Below are 24,720 nucleotides of genomic sequence, written 5' to 3'. Positions count from 1 at the left end.
TCCCGGCCGGGTAGACTCGTCGAGTTGCTCGGCGAGGGAGGCCGTACCTGTTTTTCGGGTGCGGGTGCTCCGTTATCGACGCGCTCTTCGTAGCAGGCCGTTCCGGCCGGGTGACCGTCGTCCTTTTTCCGTCACCCCACGAGGAGTGAGCATGTCCGAGGTCAAGCTTTCCGCCCAGCTCCGTGACACCTTCGGCAAGGGCTCTGCCCGCCAGGCCCGTCGCGACGCGCTGGTTCCCGGTGTCATCTACGGTCACGGCACCGACCCGAAGCACGTCAACGTCGAGGGCCACGGCCTGCTGCTGGCGCTGCGTACGCCGAACGTCCTGATCTCCCTGGACATCGCGGGCGGCGGCACCGAGCTGGTCATCCCGAAGGCCGTGCAGAAGCACCCGCTGAAGCGCTCCATCTCGCACGTCGACTTCCTGATCGTCAAGAAGGGCGAGAAGGTCACGGTCGACGTTCCGGTCGTCACCGAGGGCGAGCTGGCCCCGGGCGGCAACCTGCTGGAGACCCTGCTGAACACGATCTCCGTCGAGACCGAGGCCACCCACATCCCGACCGAGGTCACCGTCTCGATCGCGGGCCTGGAGGCCGGCGCGACCATTCACGCTTCGGACCTGGTTCTGCCGAAGGGCACCACCCTGGCCGTCGACGGTGAGACCCCGGTCCTGCAGGTCGTCGCCCCGCAGGCCGAGGAGCCGGCCGCCGAGGCCGCCGAGGGCACCGAGGCCTGAGTTCCGCCTCTCCCCCTCAGCATTCGCAGCACTTGCTGAACGACCGCCGTCCGGCTCCACTGGAGCGGGACGGCGGTCGTCTTCGTTCCAGGCACGTAAGGAGCTTTTGATGTCGGACGACGCGGCGCCCTGGCTGATCGTCGGTCTCGGGAATCCCGGGGCGGAGTACGCGGGCAACCGCCACAACATCGGGTTCATGGTGGTGGACCTGCTGGCGGAGCGGATGCGCGGGAAGTTCAAGGCGCACAAGGCGCGGGCGCAGGTGGTGGAGGGCCGGATCGGTGCTCCGGGTCCGGCGAACCGGCGGGTGGTGCTGGCGAAGCCGATGTCGTTCATGAACCTGTCGGGTGGGCCGGTGTCGGCGCTGCGGGACTTCTACAAGGTGCCGTTGGAGCGGGTCGTGGCGGTGCATGACGAGCTGGACATCGACTATCCGACGCTGCGGTTGAAGCTGGGTGGCGGTGACAACGGGCACAACGGGTTGAAGTCGATGACGAAGGCGATGGGGCCGGACTACCACCGGGTGCGGTGCGGTATCGGGCGGCCGCCGGGCCGGATGCAGGTGGCGGACTTCGTGTTGAAGGATTTCTCTTCGACGGAGCGCAAGGAGCTGGACTGGTTCGTGGACCGGTCGGCCGATGCGGTGGAGTGTCTGGTCCAGGAGGGCCTGGAGCGGGCGCAGTCGGCGTACAACGCGTAGTGGTCCCGGCGGGGGTCCGTCCTCGTGGGGATGCCGGAAGGGGGTCTTCCCGGGCCGTGGGGCGCGGGGAGACCCCCTTGCGTTTGCGCGTGCCGGTCAGCCGGTGTTGCGCAGGCCGGCGGCTACGCCGTTGACGGTGAGGAGGAGGGCGCGTCCGAGGAGGGGGTCGGGTTCTTCGCCTCGTTCGGCGGCGGCGCGCTGGCGGGCGAGGAGGGAGACCTGGAGGTAGGAGATGGGGTCGAGGTAGGCGTCGCGGACGGCGAAGGTCTGCTGGAGGACGGGGTGGGAGTCGAGGAGCTGTTCGCCGCCGGTGATGCGCAGGACTTCGCGGACGGTGAGTTCGTGTTCGGCCTGGATGCGGTCGAAGACGTGCTTGAGGTGGTCGGGTACGAGGGTGTCGACGTAGTGGCGGGCGATCCGCAGGTCCGTCTTGGCGAGGGTCATCTCGACGTTGGACAGGAAGTTGCGGAAGAAGTGCCAGCGCTTGCCCATTTCGGCGAGGGCGTCGTCCTGGCCGGCTTCCCGCAGGGCCTTGAGGCCGGAGCCGACGCCGTACCAGCCGGGGACGATCTGGCGGGACTGGGTCCAGCCGAAGACCCAGGGGATGGCGCGCAGGCCGTCGAGGCCGGCGCCGGAGTCGGGGCGGCGGGAGGGGCGGGAGCCGAGGTGGAGGTCGGCGAGCTGGTCGACGGGGGTGGCGGCGAAGAAGTAGGCGGGGAGGTCGGGGTCTTCGACGAGGGCGCGGTAGGCGGCGTGGGCGGCGTCGGAGACGGTGTCCATGGCCGCGTCCCAGCGGGCGAGGTCGTCGTGGGACTGGCGGGGGGCGGTGTGCAGGGCGGAGGCCTGGAGGGTAGCGGCGACGGTCAGTTCGAGGTTCTCGCGGGCGAGGGACGGTACGAGGTACTTGTCGGAGATGACCTCGCCCTGTTCGGTGACCTTGATCTCGCCTTCGAGGGTGCCCCAGGGCTGGGCGAGGATCGCGTCGTGGGAGGGGCCGCCGCCGCGGCCGACGGTGCCGCCGCGGCCGTGGAAGAGGCGCAGGCGCACGCCGTAGCGGTGGGCGACGTCGCGCAGGCGGCGCTGGGCGCGGTGGATCTCCCACTGGCTGGTGGTGATGCCGCCGAACTTGGAGGAGTCGGAGTAGCCGAGCATGACCTCCTGGACGTCGCCGCGCAGGGAGACGAGGCGGCGGTAGGAGGGGTCGGCGAGCATGGCGTCGAGGATGACGTCGGCGGCCTTGAGTTCGTCGGTGGTTTCCAGGAGCGGGACGATGCCGATCTTGGCCCATCCGGCGTGGAGGTCGATGAGGCCGGCTTCGCGGGCGAGGACGGCGGCGGCGAAGACGTCGTCGGCGCCCTGGCACATCGAGATGATGTAGGACTCGATGACTTCGGGGCCGAACTTCTCGAAGGCGTCCTTGATCGCGAAGAAGACGCCCAGGGTCTTGGCGCCGGCCGCGTCGAGGGGTGCGGGGGTGGGGGCCAGGGGGCGGCGGGAGCGGAGTTCCTTGGCGAGGAGCTTGCCGCGGTAGTCGCGGGGCATGTCGGCGTAGCGCCAGGATTCCTCGCCGAGGCGGTCGAAGAGCTGGCCGAGGGCGTGGTGGTGGGCGTCGGCGTGTTCGCGGACGTCCATGGTGGCGAGCTGGAGGCCGAAGGCGGCCAGGGTGCGGATGGTGCGGTCCATGCGGCCGTCGGCGAAGAGGACGGCGCGGTGTTCGCGCAGGGAGGTCTGGATGAGGGTGAGGTCGGCGAGGAGTTCGGCGGTGCCGAGGTAGTCGCGGCCGTCCTGGTGGGGGGTGCCGCCTGCGAGGCGTTCGCGGGTGTTGAGGAGCTTTTGGCGGATGCAGGTGGCCTTGAGGCGGTAGGGCTCTTCCGCGTTGAGGCGCTTGTACCGGGGGCTGATCTCGGGCAGTCGTTCGAGGTCGGCCTGGAGGGAGGTGAGGAGTTCCTCGGTGGCTCCGGTGTAGCGGATGGAGTTGGACAGCAGTCCGCGCAGTTCGTCGATGGCGGCGAGGGCGTCGGTGATGCCGTGTTCGTGCTGGAGGATCAGGACGTCGCGGGTGACGTCGGGGGTGACGTTGGGGTTGCCGTCGCGGTCGCCGCCGATCCAGGTGCCGAAGGTGAGGGGGCGGGTGCCGGGGGGCAGTTCGACGCCGACGCGCCGGAGTTCGGCGGCGAGGTCTTCGAGTACGTCGCCGACGGCTCCGGCGTGGAGTTCGTCGAGGTAGTAGATGGCGTTGCGGGCTTCGTCGGCGGGTTCGGGACGTACGACGCGCAGTTCGTCGGTCTGCCAGACGAGGTCGATGTTCTCGGCGAGCCGCAGGTCGTGGCGGCGGCGTTCGCCGGCGCCGGTGACGGGCTCTTCGAGGAGGGCGGCGATGCGGCGCAGCTTGTTGAGGACGCTGCGGCGGGCCGCTTCGGTGGGGTGGGCGGTGAAGACGGGCCGGACGTTGAGGTTCCCCACCGTTTCGCGCAAGTGTGCGGGGTCGGCGTCCTTGAGCATGTCGGCGGTGCGGGCGAGGAGGCCGCCTTCGGCGGCCCGGTGGGCGCGCAGTTCCTTGCCGCGGTGTACCTGTTCGGTGACGTTGGCGAGGTGGAAGTAGGTGGAGAAGGCGCGCACCAGCTTGGCGGCGGTTTCCAGGTCGGTTTCGCCGAGGAGCCGGGCGGCGGCCTCGCCGTCGGTGCGGGTGAGGGCGCGGACGCGTTCGACGAGGTCGAGGAGGTCCTGGCCTTCCTGGCGTACGAGGGTCTCGCCGAGGAGGTCGCCGAGGCGGCGGATGTCGGCGCGCAGTTCCGCGTTGGCGGTGGCGGCCTGCGTGAGGGTGGCCTTGGTGGCCGGGGCCTGGGTGACGGGGGCCTGGGCGGCCTGGTCAGCACTGCTCACAGGTGCGGCTCCTTGCAGTGTTCGAGCGCTACTGGGCGGTGGGCTCCCGGGGCGGGCGCGGCGGTGCCGCTGCGCAGCCCGGGCTGCCCGTGCGGACCGCGCTGTCCGACGTGACCAGGATAGGTGGCCGGTGCTCGTGGGACGGCAGCGCGGGCCTGCTCCCCTCGGCGGGCGTGCTCCTCTTGCCGCGGGCGCGAGCTTTGCCATACTTACGTTGCCGTAGGTTACGGGACCGTAGGGTCCGTGATCATGCGCTCTTCGTCTCCTCACCCCCCAGGGGATCCACTGTGGCCATCACCGACGATCTGATCGAGGGCGCTTCGGCGCCGTCTGCGACGAGTGAGCCGTCCGCGACGCGCGGCGGCGAGAGCAAACGGTCTGTCGAGCAGATCGCGCTGTTGTTGTTCATCGTCCTGCCGTTCGTGGCGCTGCTGGCGGCGGTCCCGCTGGCGTGGGGCTGGGGGGTGAGCTGGCTCGACATGGGCCTGATGGTGTTCATGTACTTCCTGGCGTGCCATGGCGTCACGATCGGTTTCCACCGCTATTTCACGCACGGTTCCTTCAAGGCGAAGCGGCCGCTGCGGATCGTGCTGGCGGTGATGGGCTCGATGGCGGTGGAGGGGCCGCTGGTGCGGTGGGTGGCGGATCACCGCAAGCACCACAAGTTCTCCGATCACGAGGGTGACCCGCATTCGCCGTGGCGGTTCGGCGAGACCGTCCCGGCGCTGATGAAGGGGCTGTGGTGGGCGCACATCGGATGGCTGTTCGATGAGGAGCAGACGGACCAGCAGAAGTACGCGCCGGACCTGATCAAGGACCCGGCGATCCGGCGGATCTCCCGGGACTTCGTGCTGTGGACGGTGGTGTCGCTGGCGATCCCGCCGCTGGTCGGGGGTCTGGTGACGATGTCGTGGTGGGGGGCTTTCACGGCGTTCTTCTGGGGTTCGCTGGTGCGGGTCGCGCTGTTGCACCACGTGACGTGGTCGATCAATTCGATCTGCCACGCGGTGGGCCGGCGTCCGTTCAAGTCGCGGGACCGTTCGGGGAACGTGTGGTGGCTCGCGGTGCTGTCGTGCGGCGAGTCGTGGCACAACCTGCACCACGCGGAGCCGACGTCGGCGCGCCACGGCGTGCTGCGGGGGCAGGTCGACTCCAGTGCGCGGCTGATCCGCTGGTTCGAACAGCTGGGGTGGGCCTCTGACGTGCGGTGGCCCTCGGCCTCCCGCATCGATGCCCGGCGCAAGGAAATGTCTTCGAACGCGGCATGATGGGGGACGTGGCGATCGACGGCAGCAGTAGTTCCAGCGGTGACAAGCCCCGGCGTGGCCGTCGGGTGCGGATGACGGGGGCGGAGCGACGTCAGCAGCTGCTGGACATCGGCCGGATGCTGTTCGCCGAGAAGGGCTTCGAGGGCACGTCGGTGGAGGAGATCGCGGCGAAGGCCGGGGTGTCGAAGCCGGTGGTGTACGAGCACTTCGGGGGCAAGGAAGGGCTGTACGCGGTCGTCGTGGACCGCGAGATGCGGCAGCTGCTGGAGGGAGTGACGGGGGCGCTGACGGCCGGGCATCCGCGGGAGCTGCTGGAGCAGGCGGCGTTCGCGCTGCTGGACTACATCGAGAGTTATACCGACGGGTTCCGGATCCTGGTGCGTGATTCGCCGGTGGCGCAGTCGACGGGTACGTTCGCGTCGCTGATCAGTGACATCGCCACGCAGGTGGAGGACATCCTGGGCCTGGAGTTCAAGGCGCGGGGTTTCGATCCGAAGCTGGCTCCGCTGTACGCGCAGGCGCTGGTGGGCATGGTGGCGCTGACGGGCCAGTGGTGGCTGGAGACGCGGCGTCCGAAGAAGGCCGAGGTGGCGGCGCACCTGGTCAACCTGGCCTGGCACGGCCTGGAGAACCTGGAGGCCCGCCCCCGCCTGGTGGGCCACCGCAAGAGCTGACCCCGCGCCGCCCCGACCGACACCAGGTCGAAAGGTTGTACGGAAAACTACTTTGACCTCGGGAAACGCACCAGTAGGGTGGGGCCACTCCCGGGGGGGAAGTACGACCCGACGCCCAGTGCCCTTCTCGGCCTGCGCCGGCGACCGTCGTGATGACCACCCGGTTCCACTGCGAGTCACTGGGGAACCCACTTGCGCTCTTCGCGCCTCGGCCGCATCGCGGCCTGCACCGCTCTCGCCCTCTCCGCGGGCACCCTGCTCTCCGTAGGCCAGGCGACCGCTGCCGGCAAGACGTCGGACCGCCCGGCACCCGCCGCGGCCAAGGCGTCGACCGGCCCCCGGGCCGCCGTCCCGCACGCCGCCGCCCCGGCTCCCGGCGTGGTGGCGCCGAACGCCAAGTCCGCGAACAAGGGCGCGCGCTCGGCCGCTCCGCAGGGGGTCGCGGCGGCCGCCGCCGGAACCGTCTCCCAGCCGCGCCTGGACCTGGACGGCGACGGTTTCAGCGACCTGGTCTTCCGCGACACGCGCGGCTTCACCGGCGCCTTCGCGACCAGCGCTCCCGCGGGCAACCCCGCCACCGACTTCCGCATCCAGGGCGACGAGACCGAGACGGTCAAGGACATCATCGCCCTCGGCAACGTCGGCGGCAGCTGGAACCCCGAGATCCTCACGCTCACCTTCGACGGCAAGCTCCAGCTCCGCGAGACCTCCGGCGGCTACGCCGGTGCGCCGACCTGGACCGGGTCCGGCTGGCAGATGTACAACCGCGTCATCGCGGCGGGCGACCTGAACAAGGACGGCCGCCCCGACGTCATCGCCCGTACGCCGGCCGGTGACCTGTACTACTACAAGAGCACGGGCAACCTCGCCAACCCGTTCGCGGCCGCGGTGAAGGTCAGCGGCGGCTGGAACCAGTACGACCAGATCGTCGGCCTGAGCGACATCGACGGCGACGGCGACGCAGACGTCCTGGGCCGTACGTACACGGGCGAGCTGTTCCTGCACAAGGGCACCGGCAACGGCGCCAGCCCGTTCGAGTGGCGTACGCAGATCGCCACCGGCTGGACCGGCTACACGCAGATCATCGCCGCCGACGACATCGACGGCGACGGCAAGGCCGACATGATGGGCGTCACCCCCACCGGTGACCTGTTCTGCCACTTCTCCGAGGGCAACGGCCTGTTCAGCCAGCAGTACGACTGCGGCTCGAACTGGAAGAGCACCGAGCTCTTCCTCGGTGCGGGCATCACCCCGGTCTACGGCAAGCACAACGTCGGCACGGTCGACGCCGCCGGCCAGTACTGGTCGTACGACAACAAGAGCGACGGCACGCTCTTCGAGCCGCGCAAGTCCGGCGACTTCGTCTGGCCGGACGACGGCTCCAAGCTGGTCGGCGTCACCGGCCTGGACAAGACCAGCTGGGGCCACAAGTTCCAGTTCAACCAGTGGGGTCTGACCAACCGCACCACGAACCAGAACATCGCCGGCGACTGGTGGGGCGTCACCAACGCGGTCCTCGGCGGCGGTGACGTCTCCGGCGACGGCAAGGGCGACCTGCTGACCCGCGACATCTGGGGCAACCTGTACGTCCACCAGGGCAACGGCACCGGCAACGCCTTCGCCGCCCCGATCAACGTCGGCGGCGGCTGGGACCAGTACAAGCAGCTCGCCGCCGGCGACTTCAACGGTGACGGCTTCGCCGACATGGTCGGCATCGACAACACCGGCGGTCTGTACTTCCACCCGGGCACCGGCAAGGCCTCGGCACCGTTCGGCACCCGCTGGCTGGTCTACGGGTTCATGGGCGGCTTCAAGGACGTCGTCTCGCCCGGCGACCTCACCGGTGACGGCAAGGCGGACCTGGTCCTCGTCGACGCCGGCGGCAACGCGTTCCGCATGGAAGGCGGCCACAGCCTGTTCGGCAGCGAGGTCCTCACCCCGCACGTCATGTTCCGCGGCAACATGACCTACCGCAGCATCGGCTAGCCCGCCGGTCAGCACGCCACGGCGCCCCGTCACCGGAAATGCGGTGACGGGGCGCCGTCGTGTTCACGGGGTGGGTTCGAGGAATTCGAGGCGGTTGCCGACCGGGTCGTGGGAGAAGAACCGCTTGCGGCCGGGCAGGGCGGTGTCCCAGTGGACGTCGGCTCCGTGGTCGCGGAGCCGGCCCGCGTACGCCTCGATCCCGCAGACCCGCAGGCCCGGGTGGGCTTTGCGGGCGGGGCGGAAGTCGTCCTCGATGCCGAGGTGGAGCTGTACGGGCCCGGCGGCGAACCAGCAGCCGCCGCGGGCGGCGAGGGCGGGCGGTTTGGGCAGCTCGGTCATGCCGAGGGCGTCGGTGTAGTAGCGGCGCAGGAGGTCCTCGGAGCCGGCCGGGGCCGCGAGTTGGACGTGGTCGAGTGCGCTGAGCACCTCAGGCCTCCTTGCGGGCGACGGCGAAGATGCGGCGGAAGGGGAACACGGTGCCGCGGGGGCCCGGCGGGTAGGCGGCGCGCAGGGCTTCGCGGTATTCGGCGAGGAAGGAGTCGATGGCCTCCTTGTCGTCGCCGAGTTCGGTCAGGACGGGCCGCAGGGCGGTGCCCTTGACCCAGTCGAGCACCGGGTCGGGCCCGGACAGCATCTGGTGGTAGGTGGTCTCCCAGACGTCGACGGCGCAGCCGAGTTCGGTGAAGCGGGCGAGGTATTCGGCGGGTTCGAGGATGTGGACGTAGCGCGCGCCGTGGCCGGCGAGGCGGTCGCGCCAGCGCGGCGTGTCGCACAGGTCGGCGAGCATCCGGTGGCTGGGCGCGGTGAAGTTGCCGGGGATCTGGAAGGCGAAGGTGCCGCCGGGCCGCAGTGCGTTGATCCAGGCCGCGAAGGAGCCGGGGTGGTTGGGCACCCACTGGAGGGCGGCGTTGGAGACGATCAGGTCGTAGGACTCCTCCGGGTGCCAGAGGGCGAGGTCGGCGTGCGCGAAGTCCAGGTGGCCGCCGCCGGGGGTGGGTCCGGCGTGGTCCTGGGCGGCGCGGCGGAGCATCTCCGGGGAGAGGTCGAAGCCGGTGATGCGGGCCTGGGGCCAGCGGTCGGCGAGCAGGGCGGTGACGTTGCCGGGTCCGCAGCCGAGGTCGGCGATGCGTGCGGGGGTGGTGGGGAGCTCGGGTATGCGCGTCAGCAGGTCGAGAAAGGGGCGCGTACGGTGCCCGGCGTGCCGGAGGTACTGCTGGGGGTCCCAGACGGGTGCCACGGAAGCGGCGACGAGGGGCGTCGGGGCCGGGGCGGTATCGGAGTGCATGTGCGAAGCCTCCCTGCTGGTGGGGCGGTTGGAAGCGGAAGCCGTCCGGCCCCCTCCATTCCCATCCTGGCCCAATATATATCTTGATGTCAAGATACTCGATATCGAGGTATCCAGCACCCAAGATCCTTGAATTGAAGAGACTTCACGTCGACAGACCCCTTACACTGATCGGCATGGAGGACGAGGTCGACCGACTGGTCGCGGCATGGCGGCGAGAACGCCCTGACCTCGACGTTGAACCGCTCGAAGTGCTGAGCCGGGTGAGCCGGCTCGCCCGCCACCTCGACCGCGCCCGCAGGCTGGCCTTCTCCGAGCACGGCCTGGAGCCCTGGGAGTTCGACGTCCTCACCTCGCTGCGCCGCGCTGGCGCCCCGTACCAGCTCTCCCCCGGCCAGCTCCTGACCCAGACCCTGGTCACCTCGGGCACCATGACCAACCGCATCGACCGCCTCGCGAAGAAAGGCCTGGTGGAGCGGCTTCCCGACCCCAGCGACCGGCGCGGCGTACTGGTCCGGCTGACCCCGGAGGGCCGCGACCGCGCCGACCAGTCCCTGGCCGGGCTGCTGGCGCAGGAACGCGCCATCCTCGCCCAGCTCTCCCAGGGCCAGCGCGGTGACCTCGCGGCGCTGCTACGCAGGCTGACCGCTCCGTTCGACAACATCCCCGGCTAGCTCCGCCGGCCGCACGCCGGCCCGCCGGGCCAGTGCCACCGCCGCGAGCGTGGAGTGCACCCCGAGCTTGCCCAGGACGTTCTGCATGTGGGTGCGGACGGTGTGCGGGGACAGGAACAACCGCGCCGCCACGTCCTTGCGGCCCAGCCCGGCCACCATGCAGCGCAGCACCTCGTGCTCGCGCGGCGTCAGGGACTCCACCAGCCGTTCACTGTCCGTACGGTGCTTGCGCGCCGCCGTCAGCTCCCGCAGCACCCCGGTCAGCAGGGCGGGCGGCAGGTGCGTCTCCTCCCGCAGGACCCCGCGGATGACGGCCAGCAGCCGCGAGAGCGAGCAGTCCTTGGCGACCCAGCCGGAAGCCCCCGCCTGGAGCGCGAGCGCGGCCCGGCGGGGGTCGTCGCGTTCGGCGAGGACCACCGTACGCGCCCCCGGATGCGCCGTGCGCACACTCGCGACCAGCGCGATCCCGTCCGCGCCGGGGGGCGCGGACGGTGGTGCGGAGCCCGGTGCGCGCTGTACGGGCACGGTCCCCGCGGCGGCGCCCAGGTCGGCGTCCACGAGCATGACGTCGAAGCGGCGGCCCTCGGCCGCGGCGCGTTCGAGGCAGCGCGCGGCCGCCGGAGCACTGCCGGCCGCGGACACGTCCACGTCCGGCTCGGCCGCGAGCGCGGCCGCGAGAGATTCGGCGAAGATGCGGTGATCGTCGACGACGAGAACGCGGATACGGACCACGAAAACCCCCACGGGTCGGGGAACGGACGACGGCGGGTACGGCGCCCGGACCGGGTGGTGATCCGCAGCAGCCGCGGCCGCCGCCGAGACATCTCTGCACTACCCCGGAGCGGACGCCGTACCCGGCGTATCTCGACCCCTGAATCAACACCGGCCCCCACCGGTGTCACGCATCAGCGTAGAGCGGCTGGGCTCCGGCGGATGGCCGAATAGCAGAAGTTTTTCGACGGATTTTCCGGCCCCCAGGCCCCGAACCGCGGTCGGCCTGGCCGGAATTCACCTATCCGCGTGATCCGGCGGACGGTCCGGCCGACGGTCGGGTACCGGTTCGCCGCCGGTTCCCGGCCCGGTGGGTGCCACGGGCAGTTGCACGGAGGCCGGTTCACCCGGCGTACGCACGCCGGGCGCCCGCGTAGGGCGCCCGGCGGCAGCGCGCGGGAAACCGGCGCGCGCCCCTGCCGTGCGGGCACTGTCGGCCCGGTCGGCGGATACGGGCTGGTCAGGAGGGTACGGCCGGTCCCGAGGGGGGCGCCGGTCAGGAGTGGCTGCGGCGCGCGAAGTTCCAGGCGTCGGTCACGATGCCGGTGAGGTCGGAGCGGGTGGGGGTCCAGCCGAGGCGCTCGTGCGCCGTGCGCGCGGAGGCCACCAGCACCGCCGGGTCGCCCGGGCGGCGCGGGGCGACGACCTCGGGGATCTCCCGGCCGGTGACCTTGCGGACGGTCTCTATGACCTCGCGGACCGAGAAACCGCTGCCGTTGCCGAGGTTGCAGATCAGGTGCTCGCCCTCGGTGGCGACGCGCAGCGCCGACAGGTGGGCCTGCGCGAGGTCCGCGACGTGGATGTAGTCGCGGATGCAGGTGCCGTCGGGGGTCGGGTAGTCGTCCCCGAACACCGAGATGGACTCGCGCTGTCCGAGCGCGACCTGGAGGACCAGCGGGATCAGGTGCGTCTCGGGGTCGTGCCGCTCGCCGAACTCGCCGTAGGCGCCCGCCACGTTGAAGTAGCGCAGCGACACCGCGGCCAGGCCGTGCGCCACGCACTCCCCCGCGATCATGTGGTCGACGGCGAGCTTGGAGGCACCGTAGGGGTTGGTCGGCGCGGTCACCGACGTCTCCGTCAGCAGGCCTTCGGTGGGCTCGCCGTAGGTGGCGGCGGTGGAGGAGAAGACGAGCTTGCGCACGCCCGCCGCGCGCATCGCGTTCAGCAGGGCGAGGGTGCCGCCGACGTTGTTGTCCCAGTACTTGCCGGGGTTCACGACGGACTCGCCGACCTGCGAGGAGGCCGCGAAGTGCAGTACGGCGTCGAAGGAGGGGTCCAGGTGCTCGGCGGCGTCCTGGATCCGCCCCTCGATCAGGGTGGCGCCAGCGGGGACGCCCTCGCCGAAGCCGGTGGAGAAGTTGTCGAGGACGGTCACCTCGTGGCCGGCTTCCAGGAGGTGGGCGGCGACGACGCCGCCCACGTATCCGGCGCCGCCCGTGACCAGGTACTTGCTCACTGCTGCTGCCTCTCGCGGGGGAACGCACGCGGGAAAGCGTGCAGGGTCCGGCTTACCGGATCGCACGCCTCCGGGGAAATCCGCGGGGGCGCCGTGCCCGCAATCGCCCGTATCGCGGGCCCCGCGAGCCCCCTGGGCCCGGGAATCTCAGGTCTCGGCGGACGGCGGCCACACCGGCGGTGCGGGCGGCGCGGCCCGGTCCAGGAGGCCGGTACGGGCGGCCAGCGCGGCCGCCTCCAGCCGCGAGCCCACGCCCAGCTTCATCAGGACCCGCTGGACGTGCGTACGGGCCGTGCTCGGCGCGATGGCCATGCCGGCCGCGATGAGCCGGGTGTCCTCGCCCTCCGCGACCCGTACCAGCACCTCCACCTCGCGCGGCGTGAGCAGCCGCAGCAGCCGGCTGCCCTCGTCGTCGGGCTGGGCGGCGGGGTTGAGCAGTTCCGCGAAGGCGCTCTGCAGCAGCTGCGGGGAGACGGCCACCTCCCCCGCGCGCGCCTTGGCCAGGGCCCGTTCCACGCCCTCGATGCGCTCGTCGTGGCGTACGTACCCGCAGGCGCCCGCGGCGAAGGCGGCGGCGATCCCGCGCGGGTTCGGCACCGGGCCGAGGACCACGACGGCGATCTGCGGGCGCTCGCGCCTGATGCGGACGACGGGTTCGAAGACGGCCGGCTCCGCGGGGGTGGCGGTACCGAAGAGGCAGACCTCGGGGGCGCGGCTGATGACCAGCTCGGCCGCCCCGGCGGCCGGCGCGGCGGCGGCGAGGACCCGGTGGCCGCGCAGTTTGAGGGCCGAGGCGAGCGCCTCGGCCAGCAGGCGGTGTTCGTCGACCACCATGACCCGTACGCCCATCAGGGCACCCTCCCCGTTCCTCCTGACCCGGCAAGCTACACGCTTGTTCGACGGGGCGCGGCGGTTACCGCGCGAAAGCCCCCGGAAGCGTGGGGTCGTCCGGGGGCTTTCGCGCGGGGGGTGGTGCGGTCAGTTGGCGACGAAGGACACGAACAGGTGCTCGGGTTCGCTGGTGCTGGAGTAGGGCTTGCGGACCATCGTGCGGGCGATGAACAAGTGCCCGTTGTGGTAGCGGAACTCCGAGTGGTCGACCACGAACTGCGTCTCGGCGCTGTGGACGGCCTTGTCCGACGGGTTCTGCATCAGGACGGTCTGCTTCATCGTCTTGCCGTCGATGCTGACGATCTGGCCGCCTCCGTCGTACGGGGGCTCCTTGTAGGCGATGATGTTCGACCCGTCCATGCGCAGCGGGAACATCGTGTACCGCTCACCGGCGTCGGCGCGGTCGGTGGTGCCCTTGCCGGTCTCCAGGTCGAAGGAGACCAGTTCGTTGGTGCGGCCGACGGAGGAGGACGCGCCCTGGTGCTCGTAGGTGGGGATGTAGACCTTGCCGTTGCCGACGACCATGCCGGAGCACTGCTCGACCTCGGTGGCGGGGCAGTCGGGCGCGTAGTTGCCGCTGGAGAGCCCGATGCGGGACTTGAGCTGGCCGGCGTCGTCGATGACGAAGAGGTCGCTGACGTTGGTGGCGTTCTTGGCGGTGTTGCCGACGTTGGCGGCGACGATGAGCGGCTTGGTGGAGATGATGCCCGCCCACTCGATGCCGGGGGCCAGCTTGTACGAGGCCTTCGGCGCGCCCGTGGTGGGGTCGAGGGACTGCGCGTAGAGGGTCTGGTTGGGCTCGCGGCCGCACTTGCGCAGGACGGCGAGGGCTTCGCCGCCCGCGTAGCCGAGGTCGTAGCAGCCGTCCGCGTCGGGCTTGGGCGTCCACAGCGGCGCGCCGTCGGCGAGGTTCCAGGCCGCGCCGCCGCTCAGGCCGCCCGCGGCGACGGTCTGGCCGCTGAGGGTGACCTCGGTGAACGGCACGGGCTTGTCGCCGTTGGTCTGGGACTTGGCGGTGCCGGACCAGACGAGCTTGCCGGCGTCGAGGTCGATGACGCCGACCTGGGTGCACCGGGGGTACTTGTTGCTGTCGTTGGCCATGCCCTCCTGGAAGAGGATGGCCGTCTTGTTGCCGCTGACGTGCTTGGTCGCGCCGCAGATCTGGGCGGGGAGCGGGATCTCCCACTTCTTGCCGCCGTCGACGAGGTTGTAGCCGACGACCTTGGCCACGTCGGACTTGACGTAGGTGGTGTCGGTCAGCCAGGAGCCGTCGACGGAGACGACGTCGTCGGGCGCGGGGCTGGGGACGTTGACCAGGGTCCGGGACTTGGTGTTGGCGGGCACCTTCTCCGTGCCGCCCGAGGGCGCCGGGCCCTTGTTGTTGCCCGTGTTGCCGCTGGGGCCGCCGCCGTTGGCGGTGGGCGGGTTACCGCCGCCGTTGTCCTGACCGGAGACGTACCAGAATCCGCCGCTGACGATGAGGACGATGGCCAGCAGCGCGGCGCCGACGATCATCAGCTGGGTGCGCTTGTCGCCACCGCCCGCTCCGCCCTGGCCGACGGCCTGGTGCGGTGCCGTGGGATAGCCGGCGGGCTGCTGCGGGTAGCCGTAGCCGGCCGGTGCCTGCGGGGGGTAGCCGTACGAGGGCTGCCCGGGCGGGGCGGCCGGGGGCTGCTGCGGGACCGGCGGCGCCGCGGGCGGGACCGGCGGGGGCGCGCCGTACCCGCCCTGGGGCGGCTGGTTCGGCGGCGGGGGCGCGCCGTAGCCGCCGGGCGGTGGCTGGTTGGGCGGGGGCGGGGGCGCGCCGTAGCCGCCGGGCGGCGGCTGGTTGGGCGGGGGCGGGGTGCTGGGCGTGCTCATGGGGGGATCTACTGCCTCTCGGTGGGCGGCTCGGTGGACTCGTTCACTTGCCGAAGGCCATCAGGAGCTTCTCGTCCTTGCCGTCGGCCTGCAGACGGGTGACGGACAGGAAGAACCGGCCGTCCACGTAGTCGAGCTCCGGGGAGTAGAACGCGCTCTCGACCTTCGAGGCGGCTCCCGACGGATTGTGCAGCAGCACGGTCGGACTGCCGCCGGCGGCCGGGACGGCGACGATCTCGCCGCCCTTGTCGGAGGACAGGCTCTTGCGGTAGGCGATGAGCCGGCCGTTCTCCGCTCCCAGCGGGGCGAGGACGGTGTTGTCCCCGGAGGGGGCGCGCCACTTCGCCTTGCCGGTGCCCAGGTCGAAGGCGACGATCTCGTTGGACTTGCCGCCCGTCGCGGACGCGGTCGCCAGGTACAGGGTGTCGTCGGCGACGGCGGAGGTTCCGCAGCCCTGGCGGCCCTCGTCGCCCCCGGGGCAGACGCTGAACGAGCCTTCGGCGGACATGCTGGCCCGCTTCTGCCCGTCGGGGCCCAGGGAGAGGACGGCCCGTTCCTTGGTGTCGCGGTTGCCGACGTCGATGACAAGGGGGTCCACGGAGTAGACGCTGCTGACGGTGAAGCCCTTGGGCAGGCGGTAGGTCCAGCCCTTCTTGCCGGTGGCCGGGTCGACGCCCTGGACTTCGACGGTGCGGTCGGCGTCCTCGCAGGTGGCGATCCCGATCATCTTGGTGCCGCCGCCGACGTAGGCGTGCGGCTTGCAGCCCTCGGGAACGTTGCCGGTGAAGAGCTTGTCACCGGTGCTGATCTTGTAGGCGGTGCTGGAGATGAGGCGGTTGACGGTGACGGTGTCGCCGACGATGCTCGGGTAGGCGCTGATGGCGGTGTCGAAGAGGTTCTGCTGCTCGACGGTCTTCGTCCAGCCCTCCTTGCCCGACTTGAGGTCGACCAGCTTGAGCTGGTTGCAGTCGGCGGTGGCGCTGTCGTCCTGCTTGAGCAGGACCGCCGTCTTGCCGTCGCCGGTCGTCTGGTCGGTGGTGCCGCAGATGTCGGAGGGGAGGTCGAGCTTCCACTTCTGCTTGCCGTCGGTGACCTGGTAGCCGACGAGGGACTTGCCGACCGCCTTGACGGCGAAGTCGCCGACGACCCACTGGCCCTTGGCGGGGATGCCGGCGCCCGGGCCGTCGATCTTCGCGCTCTTGTACCAGAGGACCTTGTCCTCGCCGGGCGCGCGGCCCGCGTTGAAGTCCTCGTGGTCGCCCGCGCCGGTGCCGCTGCCGTCGCCCGTGTCGGCGGAGGGCGAGCCGGACGGCTTGTCGTCGGCGGACGCACTGCCCTGCGCGACGGGCGGTCGGGGGACGTCGCCGCCGTCCCGGCCGAAGGCGAAGTACGCACCGGTGCCCAGGACGAGCGCGGCCGCCACGGCCGCCGCGATGACGACGACCCGCTTGCGGTTGCCCGGACCGCCGGGGCCACCGGGCGCGCCCGGCAGGCGCTGCGGCGCGCCGGGGGGCGGCGGCGGGTAGCCGTAGCCGGGCTGCGGGAACTGCTGGTGCGAGGGGGGCTGCGGGACGTGCTGCTGCGGGGCCGTCGCGGGCTGCCGGGCGTACGGGTTCTCGCCCGGCGGCGGAACGTACCCGTGCTGCGGCGGTCCGGGCAGGTGGCCGTAACCGGAAGGCGGTGGCGGCTGGTTCGGCGGCGGCTGGGGCGGCTCGGTCATCAGCGCATACCTTCGGCGTGGGACGGTCGTGACGGGAGAATGACCTTTCTATCACTGACGTCGCGCATACATCGGGCCGGTCCACGCCCTGTTCCCAAGGGAGGACCGGCCCGTGACGTGGCCGTTATCCGGTCGGCGGGCGACCGGCGGTGGCCGGATCAGGCCTCTTCGGCCAGCTCCAGCCAGCGCATCTCCAACTCGTCCCGTTCTGCGATGAGTTCACGCAGTTCCGCGTCGAGCTTGGCGACCTTGTCGTAGTCGGTGGAGTTCTCGGCGATCTGCGCGTGCAGGTTCGACTCGCGGTCCGACATCTTGTTGAGCTGCCGCTCGATCTTCTGCAGTTCCTTCTTCGCGGCGCGCCCGTCCTTGGACGTCGCGGTGCCCGCCGAGGCGGACTTGGCGGCGGGTGCGGGCGCCGGCGCGGCGGCCTCGATCATCGCCCGGCGGCGCTCCAGGTACTCGTCCAGGCCGCGCGGCAGCATCCGCAGGCTCGCGTCACCGAGCAGCGCCATCACGGTGTCCGTGGTGCGCTCGATGAAGAACCGGTCGTGGGAGATGACGATCATCGAGCCGGGCCAGCCGTCGAGGAGGTCCTCCAGCTGGGTCAGGGTCTCGATGTCGAGGTCGTTGGTCGGCTCGTCGAGGAAGAGGACGTTGGGCTCGTCCATCAGCAGGCGCAGGATCTGCAGGCGCCGGCGTTCGCCGCCGGAGAGGTCGCCGACCGGCGTCCACTGCTTCTCCTTGGTGAACCCGAACTGCTCGCAGAGCTGACCGGCGGTCATCTCGCGGCCCTTGCCGAGGTCGACGCGGTCGCGGACGCGCTGGACGGCCTCCAGCACGCGCAGCGACGGGTCGAGTTCGCCGACCTCCTGGGAGAGGTAGGCCAGCCTGACGGTCTTGCCGACGGTGATGCTGCCGCCCGCGGGCTGCTCCTCGCCCTGGGTGCGGGCGGCCGCGGCGAGGGCGCGCAGCAGGGAGGTCTTGCCGGCGCCGTTGACGCCGACGAGGCCGACGCGGTCGCCGGGGCCGAGGTGCCAGGTGAGCTGCTTGAGGAGGACCTTGGGGCCGGCCTGCACGGTGACGTCTTCCAGGTCGAAGACCGTCTTGCCCAGGCGGGCGTTGGCGAAGCGCATCAGCTCGGACGTGTCGCGCGGCGGCGGTACGTCGGCGATCAGCTCGTTGGCGGCCTCGATGCGGTAGCGCGGCTTGGAGGTGCGGGCCGGGGCGCCGCGGCGCAGCCAGGCCAGCTCCTTGCGCATGAGGTTCTGCCGCTTGGACTCCTCGGTGGCGGCAATCCGTTCGCGTTCGGCGCGGGCGAAGACGTAGTCGCTGTAGCCGCCCTCGTACTCGTGGACGGCTCCGCGCTGGACGTCCCACATGCGGGTGCAGACCTGGTCGAGGAACCAGCGGTCGTGGGTGACGCAGACGAGCGCGGAGCGGCGTTCCTGGAGGTGCTTGGCCAGCCAGGAGATGCCTTCGACGTCGAGGTGGTTCGTGGGCTCGTCGAGGACGAGGAGGTCCTGCTCGGCGATGAGGAGCTTGGCGAGGGCGATGCGCCGGCGCTCACCGCCGGAGAGGGGGCCGATGACGGTGTCGAGGCCCTGCCCGAAGCCGGGCAGGTCGAGGCCGCCGAAGAGACCGGTCAGCACGTCGCGGATCTTGGCGTCGCCGGCCCACTCGTGGTCGGCCATGTCGCCGATGATCTCGTGGCGGACGGTGGCCTGCGGGTCGAGGGAGTCGTGCTGGGTGAGGACGCCCATGCGCAGGCCGCCGGACTGGGTGACGCGGCCGGTGTCGGGTTCCTCCAGCTTGGCGAGCATCCGGATGAGGGTGGTCTTGCCGTCGCCGTTGCGGCCGACGACACCGATGCGGTCTCCCTCGGACACGCCGAGGGAGATGCCGTCGAGCAGGGTACGGGTGCCGTACACCTTGCTGACTGCCTCGACATTGACCAGATTGACGGCCATCAGACGCGCTCCAGGTGCGGGGTCCCCCCGGCCGGTGTCCGGGAGAGGGTGTGGATCAGCCCCTCAGCCTAACCCTCCCGGACGGCGCGGAGACGACGGTGGCTCCCGGGGCGGGGCCGTCGGCGACGCGGGTGGTGCGGCAGGTTCCGGAGGCTTCGAGGGCGGCGGCGACCGTGGAGGCGGACTGCGCGTCGCGGACCAGGAACGCGGTGGTGGGACCGGATCCGGAGACCAGGGCGGCCAGGGCTCCGGCGCCGGTGCCCGCCGCGAGGGTGTCGGCGAGCCCCGGCCGCAACGACAGGGCGGCGGGCTGGAGGTCGTTGGCCAAGGTCGCTGCGAGCGCGTCGGGGTCGCCCGAGGCGAGGGCCTCCAGCAGGGCCGGGGAGGCCTGCGGGGCGGGGACGTCCTGCCCGGCGGTGAGGCGGTCGAACTCGCGGAACACGGCCGGGGTCGACAGCCCGCCGTCGGCGACCGCGAACACCCAGTGGAAGGTTCCCGCGGCCACCGGCGTGAGGACCTCCCCGCGGCCCGTGCCGAGCGCCGCCCCGCCGACCAGGCTGAACGGCACGTCGCTGCCCAGCTCGGCGCAGATGTCCAGCAGCTCCGCGCGCGGGGTGTCCAGGCCCCACAGTTCGTCGCAGGCCAGCAGGGCGGCGGCGCCGTCCGCGCTGCCTCCGGCCATGCCGCCCGCGACGGGGATGTTCTTCGCGATGTGGAGGTGCACGGACGGGCTGAGGCCGCTGCGCCCGGCGAGGATCTCGGCGGCACGGGCGGCGAGGTTGCTGCGGTCCAGGGGCACCTGGTCGGCGTCGGGGCCCTCGCAGGTCACCGTCAGCGCGTCGGCGGGGGCGGCGGTGACCTCGTCGTACAGGGACACGGCGAGGAACACGTTCGCCAGGTCGTGGAAGCCGTCGGGCCGGGCGGCGCCCACCGCGAGGCGGACGTTGACCTTCGCGGGGACCCGTACGGTCACGGCGCGGCTGTCGCAGTCGCCCGCGGGCCGGCTCGGGGAGCGGTCCGCGGGGTGGTTCGCGGCGCGGCTCACAGGGCGGGCCTCTCGGCAGCGGGCTTGTGCTCGGCGATCGCGGCGAACTCCTCCACCGTCAGGGACTCCCCGCGGGCCTGCGGGGAGACGCCCGCGGCGACGAGGGCGGCCTCGGCGCCCGCGGCGGAGCCGGCCCAGCCGGCGAGGGCGGCGCGCAGGGTCTTGCGGCGCTGTGCGAAGGCGGCGTCGACGACCGCGAAGACCTCCGCCTTGGAGGCGGTGGTCTTGATCGGCTCGGACCGGCGGACCAGCGAGACCAGTCCGGAGTCGACGTTGGGGGCGGGCCAGAACACCTTGCGGCCGATGGACCCGGCCCGCTTGACGTGCGCGTACCAGTTGGCCTTGACGGACGGCACCCCGTACACCTTGTTGCCCGGCTCGGCGGCGAGCCGGTCGGCGACCTCCGCCTGCACCATCACCAGTGTCCGCTCGATGCTCGGGAAGCGGTCGAGCATGGTGAGCAGGACGGGCACGGCCACGTTGTACGGCAGGTTCGCGACGAGCGCGGTCGGCGCGGGGCCGGGCAGCTCGGTGACGAGCATCGCGTCGGAGTGCACGAGCGCGAAGCGGTCCTTGCGCGCGGGCATCCGCGCCTCGATGGTGGCGGGCAGCGCCGCGGCGAGGACGTCGTCGATCTCGACGGCGGTGACCCGGTCCGCGGCCTCCAGCAGAGCGAGCGTGAGGGAACCCAGACCCGGCCCGACCTCCACGACCACGTCGTCCGGCCGCACCTCGGCGGTGCGGACGATCCGGCGGACCGTGTTGGCGTCGATGACGAAGTTCTGGCCCTTCTGCTTCGTCGGCCGGACGCCGAGTACGGCGGCCAGTTCCCGGATGTCGGCGGGTCCGAGGAGGGCGTCGGAAGGTGTCTCGTTGGGCTGCTGCTCTGCGGTGCTCACCGGTAAAGCCTACGGCCGCAGTGCGGCCAGGGAGTCGCCCCCCGCTGCACGTAGAGCTTCTTGGCCCGGTACGTCTGCTCCGCGCCGGAGGCGTCCTGGGGCCGTCCGCTGCCGCCGAGGCTCTGCCAGGTGCTCACGTCGAACTGGTACAGCCCGCCGTAGGTTCCCGAGGCGTCGGTGGCGGAGGGCCGGCCGCCGGATTCGCACTGGGCCAGGGCGTTCCAGTCGAGGTCGTCGGCGCCCGCCACGGAGGTCGGCAGCGGCTTGGTGCCGACCTTGACGAGCTGGGTGACGGGCTCGCGGATCACCTCGTCGGAGATCCGGCGGGGCTTCTCCTGTACGCCGTTGACGGTGCGCAGGCTGTAGGTGACCCGGCGGGCGCCGGGCCGGCCGGCCCGTTCCACCAGCTCGGTGCCGGCGAACAGGCTGTCGTCCTCGGCGCGCTCCGTCTCGAACGGGATGCGTTCCTCGCGGACCTCGCGGGTGCCGGTGACGCGCAGCACGGTGACGGTCTGCCCGTCGCGCGGGAAGGACTCCGGGGCGACGGAGGTGGTGTCCTGGCCGCGCAGGGTGATGCCGGCCTGGTCGAGGGCCTCGCGGACGGTCGCGGCGTTGGTGCGGATGGTGGTCTCGTGGCCGTCGGCCATGAAGGTGACGCCGCGTTCGGTGCGGACGGTGAGGGCGAGTCCGGCACGCGGTACGACGGTGGCGGGGGCGGCGGAGAGGTAGGCGCCTTCGGCGCGGACGCCGAGCTGGCGCAGGGCGCCTTCGACGGTGCGGGAGGTGGTCCACACCTGGCGGGGCGTTCCGTCGAGGGTGAGGTGGAGGGGGCGCCCGTAGCGGACGACGACCTCCTCGCCGTCTTCGAGGGCGGTGTCCCGGCCGGGGGCGACGAGGTCGTGGGGGCCGACGCCGAGGTGTTCGGCGGCGAGCAGTTCGTCGACGCCATCGGCGAAGGTGTGGAGGGTACGGGGGACGCCGTCGACGGTGAGGCGGACCGTCTTGTCGGCGGCGACGAACGCGGTGGTGCCGCCCGCGAGGAAGGCGACGACCAGGGCCTGCGGGACGATGCGGCGCCAGTGGTCGGGGCCGTGCGGTGCGGCGGCGGTCACGGGGGCGGTGACGGGGGCGGCGCGGCGTCTGCCGGTGCCGGTGCCGGTGCCGGTGCCGGTCGGGGCCGGGGCGGGCGGCGGGCTCTCGCTCCGGCGGCGGCGCCCGGGACCGGTCTCGGCGGGGGGCCAGCCGGTGGCGGGGCCGCCGACTTCCGGACGGCGGCGCCGGCCGGGCCCCGGGGGCTCCTCCGCCGGGGAGCGGTACGGGTCCTCGTGGGGGGCGGCGGTGCGCCCCCGGCCCTTGCGGCGCCGCGCGGAACGGGGTCCCGGGACGGCGGGGTCCGCCTCCGCGGGCGCGGGGCGTCCCGGCTCACCGCGGGGGCCGAGGAGATCGCTGAGCGCGCTGCCGCGGGGGGCTTCGTACGGCCCGGCCGACGCCGACGCGGCCTCGCGGTGGGTGGCGTACGGACCGTCGGCCAGGACGGCGGCCGGCAGGTCGGCCCGGACGGCGGCTCGGCCGTCACCGCGGGCGCCGCCCTGGCGCTCGTACGGGGGGCCGTCCCGGTGGCCGCCGTCCCAGCCACCGTAAGGGCCGTCGCGGTGGGTGGCGTCCCGACCACCGAGCGGCCTGTCCCCCGGCTCGGCGCCCTGGCCCCCGAGCGGGCCGTCGCGGTGGGTGGCGTAGGGCGCCTCGTCACGGCCCCCGCGCTGGCCCCCGTGCGGGGCGTCCCCCCGACCGGCGCCTTGGCGCCCGTACGGGCCGTCCCGGTGGCCGCCGTCCCAGCCACCGTAAGGGCCGTCGCGGTGGGTGGCGTCCCGGCCATCGAGCTGGCCGTCACCGCGGGTGGCGTACGGCGTCTCGTCAGGGCCGCTGTACGGGCCGCCGTAGCGGGTATCGGCGGGGATGCCGTACCGGTCGGCGTAGGGGGCCTGCGGCGGGCCTTCGCCCGGGGCGGCCGGGGGCGCGGGCCAGGGGGGCGGGGAGGTCCAGGACGGGACCGGCGCGTCGGCGGCGGACGGCCAGGCCGCCGGCTCCGCCGCGTCGAAGCCCGCGGCCCATCCCTCCCTCGCCCCGGCCGGCCGGGGCGCGGCCGTCCGCGCGGCCCGGCCGCCGCCACTGCCCTGTGTCTCGCTCACGACGTCGCTCCACGTGTCCGGCCCCGCTGGTTCGGGCACGGCACCCTAGCGGCAACGGCCGTCACTCATCAAAGCCGCGTGGATACCCAGCGTGTCGGAGTCGACGGCCCCTCAGTAGCCGAACGCGCGGGCCGTGTTGGCGGCCAGGGCGGTGGCCATCGCGTCCTCGTCCAGGCCCCGCACCGCCGCCATCGCCCGTACCGTCAGCGGAATGAGGTAGGGCGCGTTCGGCCGCCCCCGGTACGGCGCGGGGGTGAGGTACGGGGCGTCCGTCTCCACGAGCACCAGGTCGAGCGGGGCGACCGCGAGCGCCTCGCGCAGCGGTGTGGCGTTCTTGAAGGTGACGGTCCCGGCGAAGGACATGTAGTACCCGGCGGCGGCGCACTCGCGGGCCATGGCGGCGTCACCGGAGTAGCAGTGGAAGACGGTCCGCTCCGGGGCGCCCTCCTCGCGCAGCACGCGCAGCACGTCGGCGTGGGCGTCGCGGTCGTGGATGACCAGCGCCTTGCCCTGACGTTTGGCGATCTCGATGTGCGCGCGGAAGGAACGCTCCTGCGCGGCCACGCCCTCGGGTCCGGTGCGGAAGTAGTCCAGCCCCGTCTCCCCGACCGCCTTGACCTGCGGGAGCGCGGCCAGGGCCTCGATCTCGGCCAGTGCCTCGTCCAGCGCCCCGTCGCCGCCGCCGCTCCGTGCGCCCTGCCTCGACCGGCCTCCCCCGGCCCCAGGGGGCTGGGAGGTACCCACGTGATCACCGTGCACGATGCGGGGCGCTTCGTTCGGGTGAAGGGCGACCGCTGCGTGGACGTTCTCGTACGCGGCGGCGGTCTCGGCGGCCCAGCGCGAGCCCTTCACGTCGCAGCCGACCTGGACGACGGTGGTCACGCCCACGGAGGCGGCCTTGGCCAGGCCTTCTTCGACGGTTCCGGACTGCATGTCCAGGTGGGTGTGCGAGTCGGCGACCGCCACCCGCAGCGGTTCGGGCAGTGGGGGCGGCGCGTCGTTCGGGGTACGGCTCATGAGGCCGATCTTATGACCGGTCGGGCGGCGGGTCCCGCCGCCCGACCGCTGCCCTTCGGCTGCTCGGTCGGCGCTCAGCCGCCGCTCACCTGCGGAACAGGCTCCGCAGTCGGGCCAGCGGGCCGCGCCGTACGGCGGGGGACCCGGCGGGCACCGGGCCGGGGCCCTCGTGCGTGAGGGGCGCCTTGCGCGGCTTCGGCGGGCGAGGGGCGTCCTGCGTGGCCGGGACCGGCCCGGCGATGCCGGGGTGGATGGCCTGGTGGTAGAGCTGGTCGAGCATGCCGAGGACCGACTTGACCTGTCCCTCGCGCATGATGCGGACGATGTGGCCCCCGCAGTTCATGCAGGTCGGGTTGGACAGGGGCGACGGAACCCGCTCGCTGCCGGCCGTGTACACGATGAAGGGCTGGCCCTTGCCGTCCACGTGGTGTTCGATCTCGTACCCCTGCTCCCAGCCGTAGCCGCACTTCATGCAGGCGAACGAGTACGCCTCGTGCACGGTGTGTACGGACGGCCTCGGCGGGGCGGTGGGTATGGCGGCGGCGGCGGTCGGTGCGGGTGCCGGGGTCTCAGCGATCTCACTCATGCCAGCTCCTCTTGTTCCACTGGTGCATTGCCAGTGGACGCCTCTTCGGGCAGGAGCGCATCAGGCCCTGTCCAGTGTTGGACGGACTTTTGGCCACTCATGCCCAAAAGGGC

Annotated in this window: 20 protein-coding genes; 6 read left to right on the top strand and 14 right to left on the bottom strand. The window is 72.3% G+C overall.

The annotated features are described in order from the left end of the window. The first annotated feature begins 151 nt into the window (after nucleotides 1-151). Together ACIA6C_RS26055 and pth are read left to right on the top strand one after the other, a co-directional pair. Entirely contained in the window at nucleotides 152-736 is a 585-nt protein-coding gene (locus ACIA6C_RS26055) for a 50S ribosomal protein L25/general stress protein Ctc (RefSeq protein WP_399279351.1), read from the top strand. A 109-nt stretch (nucleotides 737-845) separates the two neighbouring features. Next, on the top strand, nucleotides 846-1,436 hold the full coding sequence (gene pth / locus ACIA6C_RS26050) for an aminoacyl-tRNA hydrolase (protein ID WP_361137175.1): 591 nt from the start codon (nucleotides 846-848) through the stop codon (nucleotides 1,434-1,436). A gap of 96 nt (nucleotides 1,437-1,532) precedes the next feature. Here the strand turns inward: pth and ppc are convergent, their stop codons facing one another. After that, entirely contained in the window at nucleotides 1,533-4,226 is a 2,694-nt protein-coding gene (gene ppc / locus ACIA6C_RS26045) for a phosphoenolpyruvate carboxylase (protein ID WP_399279529.1), read from the bottom strand. Nucleotides 4,227-4,606: 380 nt separating this feature from the next. Between ppc and ACIA6C_RS26040 the strand changes: the two genes are divergently transcribed. The 3 genes from ACIA6C_RS26040 (at nucleotide 4,607) to ACIA6C_RS26030 (ending at nucleotide 8,247) form a co-directional block, all read left to right on the top strand. Further along, a complete protein-coding gene (locus ACIA6C_RS26040; RefSeq protein ID WP_366080164.1) occupies nucleotides 4,607-5,587 on the top strand; it encodes a fatty acid desaturase in 981 nt (326 codons plus the stop codon). Beyond that, nucleotides 5,584-6,261 (top strand): TetR/AcrR family transcriptional regulator, encoded by a 678-nt coding sequence (locus ACIA6C_RS26035; protein ID WP_366080163.1) that lies wholly within the window; start codon nucleotides 5,584-5,586, stop codon nucleotides 6,259-6,261. Before ACIA6C_RS26040 ends, ACIA6C_RS26035 begins: the two co-directional genes overlap by 4 nt. Before the next feature lie 192 nt (nucleotides 6,262-6,453). Beyond that, the gene (locus tag ACIA6C_RS26030; protein WP_399279349.1) at nucleotides 6,454-8,247 is read left to right on the top strand and encodes an FG-GAP repeat domain-containing protein; all 1,794 of its coding nucleotides are present in this window, start codon (nucleotides 6,454-6,456) and stop codon (nucleotides 8,245-8,247) included. Nucleotides 8,248-8,310: 63 nt separating this feature from the next. On the opposite strand, the gene ACIA6C_RS26025 is transcribed toward ACIA6C_RS26030, so the two are convergent. After that, entirely contained in the window at nucleotides 8,311-8,673 is a 363-nt protein-coding gene (locus ACIA6C_RS26025) for a glyoxalase (protein WP_399279347.1), read from the bottom strand. A 1-nt stretch (nucleotide 8,674) separates the two neighbouring features. After that, entirely contained in the window at nucleotides 8,675-9,532 is an 858-nt protein-coding gene (locus ACIA6C_RS26020; protein WP_399279345.1) for a trans-aconitate 2-methyltransferase, read from the bottom strand. 176 nt (nucleotides 9,533-9,708) lie between these two features. Here ACIA6C_RS26020 and ACIA6C_RS26015 point away from each other — a divergent pair, with 176 nt between their 5' ends. Then, nucleotides 9,709-10,206 (top strand): MarR family winged helix-turn-helix transcriptional regulator, encoded by a 498-nt coding sequence (locus ACIA6C_RS26015; protein ID WP_136213571.1) that lies wholly within the window; start codon nucleotides 9,709-9,711, stop codon nucleotides 10,204-10,206. Here the strand turns inward: ACIA6C_RS26015 and ACIA6C_RS26010 are convergent. From ACIA6C_RS26010 to ACIA6C_RS25960, 11 genes are all read right to left on the bottom strand, one after another. After that, a complete protein-coding gene (locus ACIA6C_RS26010) occupies nucleotides 10,165-10,938 on the bottom strand; it encodes a LuxR C-terminal-related transcriptional regulator (RefSeq protein WP_399279343.1) in 774 nt (257 codons plus the stop codon). The two genes, ACIA6C_RS26015 and ACIA6C_RS26010, sit on opposite strands and share 42 nt — an antisense overlap. Nucleotides 10,939-11,473: 535 nt before the next feature. Further along, nucleotides 11,474-12,433: a UDP-glucose 4-epimerase GalE gene (gene galE, locus ACIA6C_RS26005; protein ID WP_399279341.1), complete on the bottom strand. Its 960-nt coding sequence runs from the start codon at nucleotides 12,431-12,433 to the stop codon at nucleotides 11,474-11,476. Between the two features lie 147 nt (nucleotides 12,434-12,580). Continuing rightward, nucleotides 12,581-13,282 (bottom strand): LuxR C-terminal-related transcriptional regulator, encoded by a 702-nt coding sequence (locus tag ACIA6C_RS26000; protein ID WP_361137183.1) that lies wholly within the window; start codon nucleotides 13,280-13,282, stop codon nucleotides 12,581-12,583. A 129-nt stretch (nucleotides 13,283-13,411) separates the two neighbouring features. Beyond that, on the bottom strand, nucleotides 13,412-15,184 hold the full coding sequence (locus ACIA6C_RS25995; RefSeq protein ID WP_399279339.1) for a PQQ-binding-like beta-propeller repeat protein: 1,773 nt from the start codon (nucleotides 15,182-15,184) through the stop codon (nucleotides 13,412-13,414). A gap of 43 nt (nucleotides 15,185-15,227) precedes the next feature. Further along, nucleotides 15,228-16,904, bottom strand: coding sequence for a PQQ-binding-like beta-propeller repeat protein (locus ACIA6C_RS25990; protein WP_399279337.1), 1,677 nt, complete (start codon nucleotides 16,902-16,904; stop codon nucleotides 15,228-15,230). Between the two features lie 158 nt (nucleotides 16,905-17,062). Then, entirely contained in the window at nucleotides 17,063-18,871 is a 1,809-nt protein-coding gene (locus ACIA6C_RS25985) for an ABC-F family ATP-binding cassette domain-containing protein (protein WP_361137186.1), read from the bottom strand. A 55-nt stretch (nucleotides 18,872-18,926) separates the two neighbouring features. After that, nucleotides 18,927-19,844 (bottom strand): 4-(cytidine 5'-diphospho)-2-C-methyl-D-erythritol kinase, encoded by a 918-nt coding sequence (locus ACIA6C_RS25980; RefSeq protein WP_399279527.1) that lies wholly within the window; start codon nucleotides 19,842-19,844, stop codon nucleotides 18,927-18,929. Nucleotides 19,845-19,912: 68 nt separating this feature from the next. Continuing rightward, complete coding sequence (gene rsmA, locus ACIA6C_RS25975) at nucleotides 19,913-20,815, bottom strand: 16S rRNA (adenine(1518)-N(6)/adenine(1519)-N(6))-dimethyltransferase RsmA (RefSeq protein ID WP_361137187.1); 903 nt, start codon at nucleotides 20,813-20,815, stop codon at nucleotides 19,913-19,915. Beyond that, nucleotides 20,812-22,362 carry a ubiquitin-like domain-containing protein gene (locus tag ACIA6C_RS25970; protein ID WP_399279525.1) on the bottom strand — a complete coding sequence of 517 codons (1,551 nt, stop codon included), beginning with the start codon at nucleotides 22,360-22,362 and terminating at the stop codon, nucleotides 20,812-20,814. The genes rsmA and ACIA6C_RS25970 overlap by 4 nt, the downstream gene beginning before the upstream one ends. Nucleotides 22,363-23,115: 753 nt before the next feature. Continuing rightward, entirely contained in the window at nucleotides 23,116-24,021 is a 906-nt protein-coding gene (locus ACIA6C_RS25965; RefSeq protein ID WP_399279334.1) for a TatD family hydrolase, read from the bottom strand. A gap of 85 nt (nucleotides 24,022-24,106) precedes the next feature. Next, nucleotides 24,107-24,607, bottom strand: a complete 501-nt coding sequence (locus ACIA6C_RS25960) for a hypothetical protein (protein WP_399279332.1) — start codon at nucleotides 24,605-24,607, stop codon at nucleotides 24,107-24,109. Nucleotides 24,608-24,720 lie beyond the last annotated feature (113 nt).

It is taken from the genome of Streptomyces sp. NPDC051578, assembly GCF_044454045.1.
Taxonomy (GTDB): domain Bacteria; phylum Actinomycetota; class Actinomycetes; order Streptomycetales; family Streptomycetaceae; genus Streptomyces.
The sequence above is the reverse complement of the archived record's forward strand: the minus strand, read 5'-3'. Positions and strand labels throughout refer to the sequence as shown.

Bases quoted from the DNA above. Each gene is read 5' to 3' on its own strand.
- ACIA6C_RS26055 (WP_399279351.1), top strand. From the start codon at position 152: ATGTCCGAGGTCAAGCTTTCCGCCCAGCTCCGTGACACCTTCGGCAAG.
- pth (WP_361137175.1), top strand. From the start codon at position 846: ATGTCGGACGACGCGGCGCCCTGGCTGATCGTCGGTCTCGGGAATCCC.
- ACIA6C_RS26035 (WP_366080163.1), top strand. From the start codon at position 5,584: ATGATGGGGGACGTGGCGATCGACGGCAGCAGTAGTTCCAGCGGTGAC.
- ACIA6C_RS26020 (WP_399279345.1), bottom strand. From the start codon at position 9,532: ATGCACTCCGATACCGCCCCGGCCCCGACGCCCCTCGTCGCCGCTTCC.
- ACIA6C_RS26015 (WP_136213571.1), top strand. From the start codon at position 9,709: ATGGAGGACGAGGTCGACCGACTGGTCGCGGCATGGCGGCGAGAACGC.
- ACIA6C_RS26000 (WP_361137183.1), bottom strand. From the start codon at position 13,282: ATGGGCGTACGGGTCATGGTGGTCGACGAACACCGCCTGCTGGCCGAG.
- ACIA6C_RS25995 (WP_399279339.1), bottom strand. From the start codon at position 15,184: ATGAGCACGCCCAGCACCCCGCCCCCGCCCAACCAGCCGCCGCCCGGC.
- ACIA6C_RS25990 (WP_399279337.1), bottom strand. From the start codon at position 16,904: ATGACCGAGCCGCCCCAGCCGCCGCCGAACCAGCCGCCACCGCCTTCC.
- ACIA6C_RS25985 (WP_361137186.1), bottom strand. From the start codon at position 18,871: ATGGCCGTCAATCTGGTCAATGTCGAGGCAGTCAGCAAGGTGTACGGC.
- ACIA6C_RS25965 (WP_399279334.1), bottom strand. From the start codon at position 24,021: ATGAGCCGTACCCCGAACGACGCGCCGCCCCCACTGCCCGAACCGCTG.
- ACIA6C_RS25960 (WP_399279332.1), bottom strand. From the start codon at position 24,607: ATGAGTGAGATCGCTGAGACCCCGGCACCCGCACCGACCGCCGCCGCC.